General features: G+C 68.1%; 15 protein-coding genes. 6 read left to right on the top strand and 9 right to left on the bottom strand.

The annotated features are described in order from the left end of the window. Nucleotides 1-12 precede the first annotated feature (12 nt). Nucleotides 13-501, bottom strand: coding sequence for a transcription elongation factor GreA (gene greA, locus BKA02_RS00750; RefSeq protein ID WP_179430368.1), 489 nt, complete (start codon nt 499-501; stop codon nt 13-15). A 99-nt stretch (nt 502-600) separates the two neighbouring features. Then, nucleotides 601-993, bottom strand: coding sequence for a DUF4307 domain-containing protein (locus BKA02_RS00745; protein WP_218844618.1), 393 nt, complete (start codon nt 991-993; stop codon nt 601-603). A 70-nt stretch (nt 994-1,063) separates the two neighbouring features. Between BKA02_RS00745 and BKA02_RS00740 the strand changes: the two genes are divergently transcribed. From BKA02_RS00740 to BKA02_RS00725, 4 genes are all read left to right on the top strand, one after another. Then, nucleotides 1,064-1,324: a hypothetical protein gene (locus BKA02_RS00740; RefSeq protein WP_179430366.1), complete on the top strand. Its 261-nt coding sequence runs from the start codon at nt 1,064-1,066 to the stop codon at nt 1,322-1,324. Between the two features lie 216 nt (nt 1,325-1,540). Continuing rightward, nucleotides 1,541-2,860: an extracellular solute-binding protein gene (locus BKA02_RS00735; protein ID WP_179430364.1), complete on the top strand. Its 1,320-nt coding sequence runs from the start codon at nt 1,541-1,543 to the stop codon at nt 2,858-2,860. Nucleotides 2,861-2,931: 71 nt separating this feature from the next. Then, on the top strand, nt 2,932-3,882 hold the full coding sequence (locus BKA02_RS00730; RefSeq protein ID WP_179430362.1) for a carbohydrate ABC transporter permease: 951 nt from the start codon (nt 2,932-2,934) through the stop codon (nt 3,880-3,882). Continuing rightward, nucleotides 3,879-4,820 (top strand): carbohydrate ABC transporter permease, encoded by a 942-nt coding sequence (locus BKA02_RS00725; protein ID WP_246285945.1) that lies wholly within the window; start codon nt 3,879-3,881, stop codon nt 4,818-4,820. Before BKA02_RS00730 ends, BKA02_RS00725 begins: the two co-directional genes overlap by 4 nt. Nucleotides 4,821-4,843: 23 nt before the next feature. Here the strand turns inward: BKA02_RS00725 and trhA are convergent, their stop codons facing one another. Continuing rightward, nucleotides 4,844-5,581: a PAQR family membrane homeostasis protein TrhA gene (gene trhA / locus BKA02_RS00720; RefSeq protein ID WP_179430360.1), complete on the bottom strand. Its 738-nt coding sequence runs from the start codon at nt 5,579-5,581 to the stop codon at nt 4,844-4,846. Between the two features lie 122 nt (nt 5,582-5,703). On the opposite strand from trhA, the gene BKA02_RS00715 reads away from it, so the two are divergent. Together BKA02_RS00715 and phoH2 are read left to right on the top strand one after the other, a co-directional pair. Beyond that, nucleotides 5,704-6,486 carry an isoprenyl transferase gene (locus BKA02_RS00715; RefSeq protein WP_343045307.1) on the top strand — a complete coding sequence of 261 codons (783 nt, stop codon included), beginning with the start codon at nt 5,704-5,706 and terminating at the stop codon, nt 6,484-6,486. A gap of 252 nt (nt 6,487-6,738) precedes the next feature. Further along, nucleotides 6,739-8,046, top strand: a complete 1,308-nt coding sequence (gene phoH2, locus BKA02_RS00710) for an RNA 5'-3' helicase PhoH2 (RefSeq protein WP_343045432.1) — start codon at nt 6,739-6,741, stop codon at nt 8,044-8,046. Nucleotides 8,047-8,134: 88 nt separating this feature from the next. On the opposite strand, the gene BKA02_RS00705 is transcribed toward phoH2, so the two are convergent. The 6 genes from BKA02_RS00705 to xseA form a co-directional block, all read right to left on the bottom strand. After that, on the bottom strand, nt 8,135-8,968 hold the full coding sequence (locus BKA02_RS00705; protein WP_179430353.1) for a type IV toxin-antitoxin system AbiEi family antitoxin domain-containing protein: 834 nt from the start codon (nt 8,966-8,968) through the stop codon (nt 8,135-8,137). 211 nt (nt 8,969-9,179) lie between these two features. Continuing rightward, complete coding sequence (locus tag BKA02_RS00700; protein WP_179430351.1) at nt 9,180-10,574, bottom strand: aspartate ammonia-lyase; 1,395 nt, start codon at nt 10,572-10,574, stop codon at nt 9,180-9,182. A 49-nt stretch (nt 10,575-10,623) separates the two neighbouring features. Beyond that, nucleotides 10,624-11,289: a carbonic anhydrase gene (locus BKA02_RS00695; protein ID WP_179430349.1), complete on the bottom strand. Its 666-nt coding sequence runs from the start codon at nt 11,287-11,289 to the stop codon at nt 10,624-10,626. Continuing rightward, nucleotides 11,286-11,942 (bottom strand): DUF4245 family protein, encoded by a 657-nt coding sequence (locus BKA02_RS00690; protein ID WP_179430347.1) that lies wholly within the window; start codon nt 11,940-11,942, stop codon nt 11,286-11,288. Before BKA02_RS00690 ends, BKA02_RS00695 begins: the two co-directional genes overlap by 4 nt. Then, entirely contained in the window at nt 11,939-12,193 is a 255-nt protein-coding gene (locus tag BKA02_RS00685; RefSeq protein WP_343045306.1) for an exodeoxyribonuclease VII small subunit, read from the bottom strand. The genes BKA02_RS00690 and BKA02_RS00685 overlap by 4 nt, the downstream gene beginning before the upstream one ends. A gap of 61 nt (nt 12,194-12,254) precedes the next feature. Beyond that, nucleotides 12,255-13,547, bottom strand: a complete 1,293-nt coding sequence (gene xseA, locus BKA02_RS00680) for an exodeoxyribonuclease VII large subunit (protein WP_179430345.1) — start codon at nt 13,545-13,547, stop codon at nt 12,255-12,257. Nucleotides 13,548-13,565: the final 18 nt, after the last annotated feature.

Raw genomic sequence — 13,565 nt, 5'->3', positions numbered from 1 at the left:
TGCCGCGGGCGGTCAGCCCGTGAAGGTGTCGACCTTGACGATCTCGACCGGGATGGAGCGGCCGTTGGGCGCCTCGTACGAGGTCTTCTCGCCGACCTTGAGGCCCTGGATGGCCGTCCCCAGCGGGCTGGCCTCGCTGTAGACGTCGAGGTCGGTGCCGCCGGCGATCTCGCGACTGCCGAGCAGGAAGGTCTCCTCGCCGCCGGCGACGATCGCGGTGACGACCGTGCCCGGCTCGACGACGCCGCGGCTCGCGGGGGCCTCGCCGACCTTGGCGGTCTTCAGCAGCTGCTCGAGGGTGCGGATGCGCGCCTCCTGCTTGCCCTGCTCGTCCTTGGCGGCGTGGTAACCGCCGTTCTCCTTGAGGTCGCCCTCTTCGCGCGCGGCCTCGATGCGCTTGGCGATCTCTTCTCGACCGACGGTGGAGAGGTTCTCCAGCTCGGCGACGAGGCGGTCGTACGCCTCCTGGGTGAGGAAGGGGACCTGAGCGTCGTTCGGCACGGCGATACTCCTTATGAGACGAGGGCGATCCGGCATCCTGGCCGGGATATGCCAAGACGCCCCGGCACCTGCCGGGGCGTCGACTTCTTCAGACCGAGTTTAGGCGACCCAGCATGAGTTCACCAAACCCGTCGTCGCGAGCGCGACGGTGGGCACGGTCTCCGAGAAGGCGCGGGCGTGGTCGGCCGATGCCGGGTACTCCACGACCTTCCATCCCACGACGCCGAACTCCTCGTCCTGCGCCTCGACGATGCAGTGCACGTCTCGGTCGCGAGGGGCGGTGATCTGGAAGTCGACCGTGACGGAGTGCTCGTCGATCACCCGGTACCCGGTTCCGGTGATGTCGACGTCGTCCATCGCCGAGCGCACGGTCATCCATCCGGCCACGCCCACGACGGCGACGGCGAGGGCGCCGCCGACGATCCACGGGACGCGCTTCGAACCGGTGCGCCCGTACCGCTCGTCGAGTTCGGCGGGGGTCGTCACGGGCATCGTCACGGGGGCGTCTTCCGATCGTTAGGCTGGAGTTCCAGGTTAACGCGTGATGCCGGGAGGCGGATACATGATCGAGCTCCTCGTACGAGCTGCCGCGGCGACGCCGACTCCCACCCCCACGGTCGATCCCGAGCTCGTCACGCCCGGCCCCGTGGGCTTCGCGATCGTGGCGGTGCTCGTCGTCGTGGTCGGCTTGCTGATCTGGGACATGCTGCGCCGAGTGCGCCGCGTGCGCTACCGCGAAGAGGTGCGCGCCGAACTGGACGCCGAGGAGCAGGCGGCATCGGCTCCCGACAGCGACGCGGATGAAGCCGGGCCGAAGTCGTAGCGCCCCTTGTTCCCCTGCCTTCGACGACCCGGATCCGTTCCGGGTCGTCCGTCGTTGATAACGGTTCGGTAAAACGGCTTGCATAGGATTAGTTCGTCAGCTGTACTAACAAAAACATCGACACGAACCGAACCGCGAGAACACGATGACGTGCGGTTCTCAATCCGACAGCACACCTCCGGCATGGAAGCCGGGGAAACCGAGAGGCAGAGAAGAATGAACAGGAAGCTCGGAGCCGTCGCGATCGCTGGGATCGCGGCAATCACCCTCGCCGGCTGCAGCACCGCCGGCGCATCGGGCGGCGGCGACGCCAGCGGGTTCGACACCGAAGGCGCCAAGGGCCAGGACATCACGTTCTGGGTCATGGGCGGCGACACTCCCGACGAGGCCCGCCAGTACCTGGTCGACCAGTACAAGGAGGCCACCGGCGGCAAGCTGACCATCGAGCAGCAGGACTGGAGCGACGCACTCACCAAGCTCAGCAACCAGCTGCCCGACGCGAAGAACACGCCGGACGTCACCGAGATCGGCAACACCTGGTCGCCGACCTTCACCACCGCGGGCGCCTTCGCCGACCTGAGCGGCATCTACAAGGACCTCGGCGGCGACAAGCTGCTGCAGTCGTTCGTCGACGTCGGCACGGTCGACGGCAAGCAGTACGCCCTGCCGTACTACTTCGGTTCGCGCTACATCACCTACCGCAAGGACATCTGGGAGGCCGCCGGCCTCGAGCAGCCCAAGACCCTTGCCGAGTTCAACGAGGACGTCAAGAAGCTGCGCACCGACAGCCAGTCCGGTTTCTACATCGGCGGCCAGGACTGGCGCAACGGCGTTTCCTGGATCTTCGCCAACGGCGGCGAGCTCGCCAAGAAGGACGGCGACAAGTGGGTCTCCACGCTGTCGGACGACAAGAGCATCACGGGCCTGGAGCAGTTCCAGGACCTCTTCGAGAACGCCTCGAACGCTCCGTCGACCGAAGACGACTCCACGCCGTGGGTCAACATCAACAACGACAAGAACGGCGCGGCCCCGACGGCGGCGACGATCATCGCACCCGGCTGGGCGCACTGGTCGGTGGGTGACTACACCGGTGACAACGACGAGGGTGCCGAGGTCCGCGAGTGGAACGACGACGTGTTCGGCGTCTTCCCGCTCCCCGGCGTCAAGGAGGGCGAGGTCGCCCCGGTCTTCGCCGGTGGCTCGAATGTCGCCATCTCGGCCAAGAGCGAGAAGCAGGCCGGTGCCAAGGAGCTGCTGCGCATCATCTTCTCCGACGAGTACCAGGAACTGCTCGGCAAGAACGGCCTCGGCCCGGCGAACACCGACTTCGTGTCGTCGCTCGGCGATGACCAGTTCGCCACCGCGCTGATCGACTCGGCACTGGGCTCCAAGCTCACCCCGGCGGCCCCGGGCTGGGCGGCAGTCGAGGGCCAGAAGATCCTCGAGGAGTTCTTCGGCAAGATCGCGGAGGGCGGCGACGTCACCGCCCTGGCCGCCGAGTACGACAAGAAGATCGACGCCATCATCAACGGCTGATGCACTGGACGGGGGCGGGCGTCAGCCCGCCCCCGTCTCGTCTCCCCACCAGAGGATGCAAAGGTGAATCCATGACCTCGACCGTGACAGCCACGACCTCCCGCACCCGCGCGGAGGCCGCGTCGCCTCGCCGGCGCTCGTGGGCGCCGTACCTGCTGATCTCCGCATCCGTCGCCGTGCTCCTGCTCGGCATGGGCTACCCGGTCATCTGGCAGGTCGTCACCTCGTTCCAGAAGTACGGGGCGATGCAGCAGCTCGGGGGCAAGGCCCCCGACTTCGTCTGGTTCGACAACTACATCGCGATCGCCACCAACTCCACCTTCTGGGGCGTCGCCTTCCGCTCCATCGCCTTCTGCATCATCACGGCGGTCATCACGATCGTCATCGGAGTGCTCCTTGCGCTGCTCATGAGCAAGGTCCCCGGAGCCGTGCGGCTCATCCTCCAGATCGCGCTGCTGCTGGCCTGGGCCATGCCGGTGATCGCCGCCATGACCGTCTGGATCTGGCTCTTCGACCGCCGCAGCGGCGTCATCAACTACCTGCTCAGTCTGATTCCCGGCGTCGACATGACGGGCTTCAACTGGATCGGCACCACACCGGTGCTGTTCTTCCTCGTCGCGGGGCTCATCGTGACGTGGATGTCGGTGCCCTTCGTCGCCTTCTCGGCCTACGCGGGCCTCACCCAGGTCAACGGCGAGGTCGTCGAGGCCTCGCAGCTCGACGGCGCCGGAGCCTGGCAGCGCTTCCGCTTCATCATCTTCCCGGTTCTCAAGCCGATCATCGCGATCGTGCTGCTGCTCAACCTCATCTGGGACCTCCGCGTGTTCGCCCAGATCACCCTGCTGCAGGATGCCGGCCCCAAGTCCACCGACTACGACCTGCTCGGCACCTACATCTACAAGACCGGCGTGGCCGGATTCGACTACGGCGGGGGAGCGGCGATGTCGATCTTCGTGCTCGCGCTCACCATCGCCATCAGCTGGTTCTATGTGCGCAGTCTCGTCAAGGAAGAGGCCCGATGATGACCGTCACCGCCCATGCATCACCGACCACGGCCGCGTCGTCCGTCCCGCGCACGACAGCGTCCGTCACCCACGCCGCGGCGGCGTCGCACCGGATCCCGCGGCGCCGCCGACGGTTCCGCCTCTCGGTATGGCTGTGGAGCATCCTCGCGCTGGTCCTCGCCGCGTTCTGGGCGTTCCCGGTGTACTGGATGATCAACTCGTCCATGCTGTCCACCGCCGACCTCGAATCGGCCACGCCGACCTTCGTGCCGATCGGCGGCTCGTTCATCAACTTCGAGCGCGTGCTCACTCCGGCGTTCTTCTCCGCACTGGGCGTCAGCGTCACCGTCACGCTGCTGTCGGTCGCGGTGTGCCTGGTCTGCGCATTCCTCGCCTCGGTGGCGATCAGTCGGTTCAAGTTCCGCGGCCGCGTGGGCTTCATCGTCACGATCCTGCTCATCCAGATGCTTCCGGCTGAGGGCCTGTTCATCGCGCAGTACAAGATGATGTCGACGCTCGGTCTGCTCAGCAACGTGCTCGGTCTGAGCATCCTCTACGTCGCGGCCGTCGTGCCCTTCACGATCTGGATGCTGCGCGGCTTCGTGGCCGGCGTGCCCGCCGAGCTCGAAGAGGCCGCCATGATCGACGGACTCAGCCGCACGCAGGCCTTCATCCGCATCACCCTGCCGCTGCTGGCTCCCGGACTCGTCGCCTCGGGCGTCTTCGCCTTCCTGCAGTGCTGGAACGAGTTCACCATCGCACTGGTCACCATGGAGAACAACAAGACCCTCCCGCTGTGGCTGCGCGGGTTCGTGCAGCAGAGCGCCACCCAAGCGATCGACTGGGCCCAGGTGATGGCCGCCTCGACGATCGTCGCCCTTCCGGTCATCGTGTTCTTCGTCATCGTGCAGGGGCGGATGACGAGCGGACTCGTCTCGGGCGCCGTCAAGGGCTGACGCGCCTCCACGGGTTCCCAGTGTCAGCCCGGGATGCCGAGGGAGGGGGACAGCGGCTTGAGCGCGATGAGCAGGCACGCCGTCCAGTGGCAGAGGAACGCCAGCACGGTGCACACGTGGAAGATCTCGTGGAAGCCGAAGCGTCCCGGCCACGGGTTGGGGCGCTTCATCGCGTAGACGACCGCGCCGAAGGTGTACAGCAGGCCGCCCGCGCACACGAGCACCATCATGGCGATGTTCGCGGTGACGAGGTCGACGAGGTACATGACCGCGGCCCAGCCCAGCAGCAGGTAGAGCGCGACGTAGAGCCAGCGCGGGGCGTTGATCCAGAACACCCGGAACAGGATGCCGAGCACGGCCCCGCCCCACACCAGGCACAGCAGGATCGTGCCTTTCTGCGGGGGCAGTGCGAGCACGGCGATCGGCGTGTACGTGCCTGCGATCAGCAGCAGGATGTTCGCGTGGTCGATGCGCTTGAGCACGACCTTGACGGCCGGCCGCCAGTCGAATCGGTGGTACAGCGCCGAATTGCCGAACAGCAGCAACGAGCTGGCCATGAAGACCGCCGATGCCCACTTGGCGGGCGTGCCGTGCGCGAGCACGATGAGCACGATCCCGGCCGCGATGGCCACCGGGAACGTGCCGGCATGGATCCAGCCGCGCCACGTGGGACGTATCTCCACTGCGGCATCGGCGGCGGCGGCCTCCAGCAGGGGCAGCTGCGGGACATCGGGACCGCCGGGCCGGGTATCACTGCTCATGCGCCCACTGTATGCGTTCGCGCATTCCTTGCATGGCACATGACCTGTGCGCTCCACGACGACCTTTGCACCGATGGTCGGAACGTCGCGGTGGAGCCGGCGCTGCGCGATACCGTAGGGATGTGAATGCAGCGTCGGAGCAGGGGAGCGGTCCGCTCTACCGGCTGTACAGCCGTCGGCTGCGCCGCCGGCTCGACCCGGCGACCGTGCCTCACCATGTGGCGATGATGATCGACGGAAACCGGCGATGGGCACGGCAGCTGGGCTTCGCATCGCCCGCGCACGGGCATCGGGCGGGTGCGGCCAAGATGCGTGAGTTCCTCGGCTGGTGCGATGACCTCGGCATCCGCGTCGTGTCGTTGTACCTGCTCTCGGCCGACAACCTGCGCAAGCGCGACTCCGCCGAGCTCACAGATCTGATCGAGATCATCGGAGAGCTCGCCGACGCGCTCTCTCACGCGCGCTCGTGGCGGGTCAAGCACGTGGGGCGCACCGAGATCCTGCCCGACGAGCTGGCCAGGCTCTTGGCCGACGCCGAAGCGCGCACGGCAGGCAACACCGGGCTGCACGTCAACCTCGCCGTCGGCTACGGCGGGCGCAACGAGATCGTCGACGCGGTGCGCAGCATCATCGCGCAGCACGACGCCTCCGGCGGCACGATGGAGGATCTCGCCTCGCAGCTGACACCGGAGATGATCGGTGAGCACCTGTACACGGGCGGCCAGCCCGATCCGGATCTCGTCATCCGCACGAGCGGTGAGCAGCGGCTCAGCGACTTCCTGCTGTGGCAGAGCGCCCACAGCGAGTTCTACTTCGTCGAGGCGCTCGGCCCCGATCTCCGCGAGGTCGACTTCCTGCGCGCCATCCGCGACTACGCCGATCGCGACCGCCGCTTCGGCAAGTGAGCACCAGCCGTCGTCGCACCGGCAATTCATCGGCTCTTAACGTGTTCGCCGCGTGTCGGAGCACGCCGGGGTCGCCGCGCAGTCGTACGTTCAGTGCATCGGGCACGGCGCCCGATCGAGTCGGCCTTCAGGATCGCGACTCGTGGCCCTGGTCGACTCGTTATGAACCGGGAGTGATCCCGGGGTCGGGAGTGGATCGTGACCACACGTTCAGCGCAGCAGCCCACCCGAGAGGCCGCAGAGTCCGGAGCCGTGTCGCAGGATGACACGGCTCTTCGCACATATGTGCTCGACACCTCCGTGCTGCTGAGTGATCCGCAGGCGCTGTTCCGCTTCGCGGAGCACTCCATCGTGCTGCCCGTCGTCGTGATCTCCGAGCTCGAGGCGAAGCGCCACGATCCGGAGCTGGGCTATTTCGCCCGACGCGCGCTGCGGCATCTCGACGAGCTGCGCATCGAGCACGGTCGGCTCGACTTCCCCGTGGAGGTGGGCGACGGCGGAACGCTGCGCGTCGAACTCGGCAACATCGACGTCTCGGTCCTTCCCGCAGGCATCCGCCTCAGCGACAACGACACGCGCATCCTCGCCACGGCGGCCACGCTGCAGCGCGACGGGCAAGATGTCACGATCGTGTCCAAGGACCTTCCCATGCGGGTCAAGGCCGCGTCTCTCGGACTCAGCGCCGAGGAATACCTCGCCGAGCAGGCGGTGGACTCCGGATGGACCGGGATCGCCCCGCTCGCGTTGTCGGGCGACGAGATGAGTGATCTGTACGAGAGCGAGGTCGGCACCAGCGAGCAGGCGCTCGGCCTGCCGATCAACACCGGTCTGATCATCCATTCCGAGCGGGGCTCGGCCCTGGGTCGGGTCACCGGCGACGGAGAGTTCTCGCTCGTTCGCGGCGACAAGGAGGTCTTCGGGCTGCACGGCCGCTCCGCCGAGCAGCGGATCGCGATCGACCTGCTCATGGATCCGGAGGTCGGCATCGTCTCGCTGGGCGGTCGTGCCGGCACGGGCAAGTCGGCGCTCGCCCTCTGCGCCGGGCTCGAGGCGGTGCTCGAGCGGCAGCAGCAGAAGAAGATCATCGTCTTCCGGCCGCTGTTCGCCGTCGGCGGGCAGGAGCTGGGATACCTCCCCGGCGATCAGGGCGAGAAGATGAACCCGTGGGGTCAGGCCGTCTATGACACGCTGGGCTCGGTCGTCTCGACCAACGTCATCGACGAGGTGCTCGAGCGCGGGATGCTCGAGGTCCTTCCGCTCACGCACATCCGCGGGCGCTCCCTGCACGATGCTTTCGTCATCGTGGATGAGGCGCAGTCGCTGGAGCGCAATGTGCTGCTGACGGTGCTGAGCCGGATGGGGCAGAATTCGCGGGTGGTGCTGACGCACGACGTCGGGCAGCGCGACAATCTCCGCGTCGGCAGGCACGACGGCGTCGCCAGCGTGATCGAGACGCTGAAGGGCCACGATCTGTTCGGGCACGTGACGCTGCAGCGCTCCGAGCGTTCGGCGATCGCCGCACTCGTCACCCAGCTGCTGGAGGGCGACGAGCTCAGCTGAGCCAGGTTCTGCCTACCGTGCCCCGTTCCGCACACCGTCGGCGTCGATTGGTGTGCAGAACGGGGCACGTTGTGCAGATCGGGCGGAGTCAGAAGGTCTGTCCGCGGTGGAGGGCTGCCAGGATCGACCTCTGCACCGTCGGCCAGTCGTGCACGATCTGCGCATAGTCGAAATGAAGGGTCTCGTATCCGAGAGCGGATGCCGCGGCATCCCGCACGAGGTCCTTGTGCCGTTTGTCGGGGCCGGCGTGATTCTCCTGTCCGTCTGCTTCGATGATGAGGCGCTTCTCGATCACGAAGTCGACGCGACCCACGCCCGCGATCGGTACTTGGCAGTCGAGTCGGATACCGAGAACATGCATCCTCAGTCGCAGAAGGGATTCCAATCCGCTGCCCGAATCGCTGCGCGACAGATCGACCAACCAGCGTGCGTTGGCGGGCAGGGCAGATCGGATCCTTGCGACCGCTGTTCGGTTCAGAAGTCGTTTGGCTCGAGTCGACTCCAGCGCGGCGAAGAACGCTTCGTCTCCCGCACAGCGACGCAGATGCAGCAGAGCCGTGGGAATGGTCGCGGTGCCGAGCGGAGGACGGCCGCGATAGTAGTGCGGTGTGCACGAGCATCCGTCGTGCGGGTGCCCATGGCGGCCCGCACCCAGCCAGACGTGCGGACCGTCGTCGGCAGGGAGGGTCCACACCCCGTGTGCCCGGAGCACGCTGACGCACGTGAGAGCCCCGCCATGCATCGTGGCCGCACGTACGGCGGGAGAGATCGGCGCGACGCCGAAGACACCGGGTCGGAGACGCTCGATCTGGCCCGATGCGACGAGTCGGGAGAGAGCAGCGCGATCGAACCCGATGCGTTGAAGGTCCGCGCCGCGGGCGAGACCGCCCAGGCGACGGATGGTGTCGGAAGCGGAGAGCATGACGATCACCCTGTCAGCGGAGACAGGACGTGAACCCCGGTATCCCTCGGTCTGTGGACAGGATGGCGTCGTCGCGAGGTTGTGGAGGACGAGCGGTGGCGCCCGATCTGCACACCGTGTTGCGGACAGCATCCGGTTCCACACAGGTCCTATGCAGAACGGGGCACGGTGTGCAGATCGGGCGGAAGTTTCGACCCCGAACGGCGGCGGATCAGCCGGCGTGCGTCATCGAGAGCAGGTCGAGCTTCTGGTCGAGCACCTCTTCGGTGATCTCGCCGCGCTCGACGTAGCCGAGGTCGATCACCGCATCGCGGACGGTGATGCCCTTGGCGACCGCGTGCTTGGCGATCTTCGCTGCGGCCTCGTAGCCGATGACCTTGTTCAGCGGGGTGACGATCGAGGGGCTCATGCCCGCGAACGCGGCCGCACGCTCGGTGTTGGCCTCCAGACCGTCGACGACCTTGTCGGCGAGCACCCGCACGGCGTTGGAGATGAGCCGGATCGACTCCAGCAGCGCGGTGCCCATGACCGGGATGGCCACGTTGAGCTCGAAGGCGCCGGATGCACCGGCCCACGCGACCGTGGCGTCGTTGCCGATGACACGGGCGCTCACCATGAGCACGGCCTCGGGGATGACGGGATTTACCTTGCCCGGCATGATCGACGAACCCGGCTGCAGGTCGGGGATATGCAGCTCGCCCAGCCCGGTGTTCGGGCCCGAGCCCATCCAGCGCAGGTCGTTGTTGATCTTCGTCAGCGACACGGCGATCGTGCGCAGGGCGCCGGATGCTTCGACGAGGCCGTCGCGGTTGGCCTGCGCCTCGAAGTGGTCCTTCGCCTCGGTGATCGGCAGCTCGGTCTCGGCGGCCAGCAGCGCGATGACCTTCTGCGGGAACCCGAGCGGCGTGTTGATGCCGGTGCCGACAGCGGTGCCGCCCAGCGGCACCTCCGCGACGCGGGGGAGCGCCGACTGCACCCGCTCGATGCCCAGGCGGATCTGGCGGGCGTAGCCGCCGAACTCCTGCCCCAGGGTGACAGGCGTGGCGTCCATGAGGTGGGTGCGGCCAGACTTGACGGCGCCCTTCCACAGCTCGGCCTTCTTCTCCAGCGCCACGGCGAGGTGATCGAGCGAGGGGATGAGCGTGTCGATGAGCGCCTGGGTCACGGCGATGTGCACCGAGGTCGGGAACACGTCGTTCGACGACTGCGAGGCGTTGACGTGGTCGTTGGGGTGGACCTCGGAGCCGAGGATGCGGGTGGCGAGGGTCGCGAGCACCTCGTTCATGTTCATGTTCGACGACGTGCCGGACCCGGTCTGGTACGTGTCGACGGGGAACTCACCGTCGTGCACGCCCGTGGCGACCTCGTCGGCGGCCCGGGCGATCGCATCCGCGATGGCGCCGTCGAGAGTGCCGAGATCCTTGTTGGCGAGGGCGGCGGCCTTCTTGATGCGTGCCAGGGCGGCGATCTGCGCGGATTCGAGGCCCTTGCCGGAGATGGGGAAATTCTCCACGGCGCGCTGCGTCTGGGCGCTGTAGAGCGCGTTCGCGGGCACGCGAACCTCGCCCATGGTGTCGTGCTCGATCCGGTACTCGATGTCAGCCACTGCTGTTCCTCCAGATGTGACGGGGTGGCGGTCTGAGCCCTGACGGGCCTCAGGCCTGATCGGCGAGGGCCGCGTCGGTCGCGAGCCCCACGGAGACGATGGGCACCGCGGTGCCCTCGGCGAGCTTGTAGTTGGCGCCGACGATGCCCACGCGCCCTTCGGCGACGGCGGTGGAGATCAACTCCGACGAGTGCAGGATGCTCGCCACGGTGTTGCGCAGATGCTCGCGGCCGACGAGCTCGGCGTCGATGTCGGCGGGCGTCGTGCCGCCCGAGGCGGCGAGCACTTTGCGGGCCGCGGGCACGATCGGGGCGATCAGGCGCCAGATGTGCGGGGGAAGGGGCGCGGCGTCGATGGCGGTGCCGTCGATCGCGGCGCGCACGGCGCCGCACGAGTCGTGCGCGAGAACGACGATGAGCGGCACGCTGAGGATCTCCACGGCGTACTCCAGGCTCGCCACGATCGACTCGCCCGTCACCTGGCCGGCGTTGCGCACGACGAACAGGTCGCCGAGACCCTTGTCGAAGATGATCTCGGCGGCCAGACGCGAGTCGGAGCATCCGAACAGCGTCGCGATGGGGCCCTGGCCGCTCGCGAGCTCGGCCCGGCGGTCGACATCCTGATGCGGATGCGCGGGGGCGCCGGCGATGAAGCGACGGTTGCCCTCCAGCATCTCGGTCCATGCTTCGTCGGGGCTGAGCGTCGTCAGTGTCATCGGGCTTCCTCTGCGTTTGCGATGCGGTCGATCTGCGCGGTCAGTGTCGCGGCGAACTGCGCCGTGGAGGTCGCCGATCGCGATCCCGCCAACAGGATGTAATCGGCGCCGGCCTGTATACCGATCGCGTAGGAGATGTTGCCGGTCTGGTCGGGATGCGAGATCGAGTACTCGTCCCAGTCGCGGCCGTCGATGTTCACGGTGCCCGTAGGGGATGCGCCCTTGAGCTGCGTCGCGGCCCAGGAGGCCTCGGCGTCGAAGGCTTGCGCGAGGCGCACGAATCCTCGTTCGTCTTCGGCGGCGGGCGCCAGCGTCACGGTCCAGACCGAGGGCGAGCCGCCCTCGAGCACGGCCCCGTTGGCGCGCCATTCGTCGCCGAGATCCGGCACGATCGCGGCGCGGTCCAGGCTTGATTCGACGTTGGCCGCGGCGGCGGCCACATCGACGGACGCGGGAGTGGCCGGTTCGCCGCGCGGCACGATGAACACGATGATCGCGACGAGTCCGACCGTGACGATGAGCGCGGCGATGAGGCTGCGGAAGGTCTGGCTCGAACGGTACGCGGCCGAGGCGGCGGCCTTGCGGCCGGCGGTCTCTTCGGCGGTCTCGGGGCGGCCGAGCTCGGCGACGATCGGTGCGGATTCGCGGGTCATGACGGCGTATCTCCGCTCGCGTCGTCGCGGGCTGCCTCGAGACGCCGCTTGGCGCCGAGCAGCCATTCCTCGCAGCGCGCCGCGAGGGCTTCGCCGCGCTCCCAGAGTGTGAGGGAGTGCTCGAGGGTGGGCGCCCCCTGCTCCAATTCGCCGACCACGCGGACGAGCTCGTCGCGGGCCTGCTCGAAGGTGAGGGTCGCGGGGTCGGCGTCGTCGGGCGCCTCGGGCGCGGAATCCTCGCTCACGGTCACCTCTCCATTCTACGGGCGCTCCCGCCCGCGGTTGCTCGGCCCGTCGTCACTCGGCCCATCGTCACTCGGAGACGGGTGCAGTGCCTTCGCCGATCTCGCCCTCGGATGTCGCCCGGATCGATCCGCGATCCAGCGTGACCGTCAACGCCGTGCCGGCTTCGGCATCCGCCGCATCGCGGAGGATGACCCCGCCATCCAGATGTGCGATCGCGTAGCCACGGGCGAGGGTCGCGGCGGGAGACAGCGCGCGGAGTGAGGCGCGCAGCTCATCTGTGTGCCGGCCCGCGCGTTCCACACCGCGGGTCACGGCGTCGCGCCCGCGCGCGGCGAGCAGGAAGACCTCCTGCGCCCGGCGCTCGATCACGGGCTCGGGCGAGCGCAGCACGGGGCGCGAGCGGAGCTGCTCGAGCTGGGCGATGTCGTGTGCGATGCGCTGCGAGACGCGCGATGTCGCGCGCGAGCGCAGCTGCGCGATGAGCGCGCGCTGCTCGCCGACGTCGGGCACGACGCGCTTGGCCGCATCCGTGGGGGTCGACGCGCGCAGATCGGCGACGTCGTCGAGCAGCGGGTGGTCGTTCTCGTGCCCGATCGCGCTCACGACAGGGGTGCGCGCAGCGGCGACGGCGCGGATGAGGCGTTCGTCGCTGAAGCCGAGGAGGGTCTGCGGATCGCCGCCGCCGCGTGCGATGACGATCACGTCGACGTCGGGGTCGGCATCCAGTCGTTCCAGTGCGGCGAGGGTCTCGGGAACGCAGCGGTCGCCCTGCACGGCGGCGTGCTCGGTGCGGAAGCGTACATGCGGCCAGCGCAGCTCGGCATTGCGGTGCACGTCCTTCTCGGCATCGGATCTCTCGCCCGTGATGAGTCCGATCACGTGGGGGAGGAACGGCAGCGGCTTCTTGCGTTCGGCGGCGAACAGCCCCTCATGGCGCAGCTGCACGCGCAGCTTCTCCAGACGCTCGAGCTGATCGCCTAGGCCCACGGGCTTCATCGACGACACGATGAAGCTGAAATCACCCGCCTTGACGAAGTAGTCGGCCTTGACGGCGGCGATCACGTGATCGCCCACGCCCAGATCAGCAGGGATGCGCGCGCGTACGGTCGACCAGACGCGCAGCGAGACCTGCGCGTCGGAGCGGGTGTCCTTCATCCGCGCGAAGACGTTGCCGCCGCGCAGGTTCCATGACGTGATCTCGCCCTCCACCCACACCGTGTTCCAGCGGGCGACGAAGTCGCGGATGGTGGCGTTGAGCCGTGCGACCGAGGTGGGCGCGTCGGCGGTGGAGTCGCGAGGAGCCACGGCATCGGCCGGTGGGGCCTCGCCGGCGACGTCGTCGGATCGGAAGGAGGTCATGCCGGCTCCTTCCGTGGG

The sequence above is a fragment of the Microbacterium pseudoresistens genome (assembly GCF_013409745.1).
GTDB classification, from domain to species: domain Bacteria; phylum Actinomycetota; class Actinomycetes; order Actinomycetales; family Microbacteriaceae; genus Microbacterium; species Microbacterium pseudoresistens.
The sequence above is the reverse complement of the archived record's forward strand: the minus strand, read 5'-3'. Positions and strand labels throughout refer to the sequence as shown.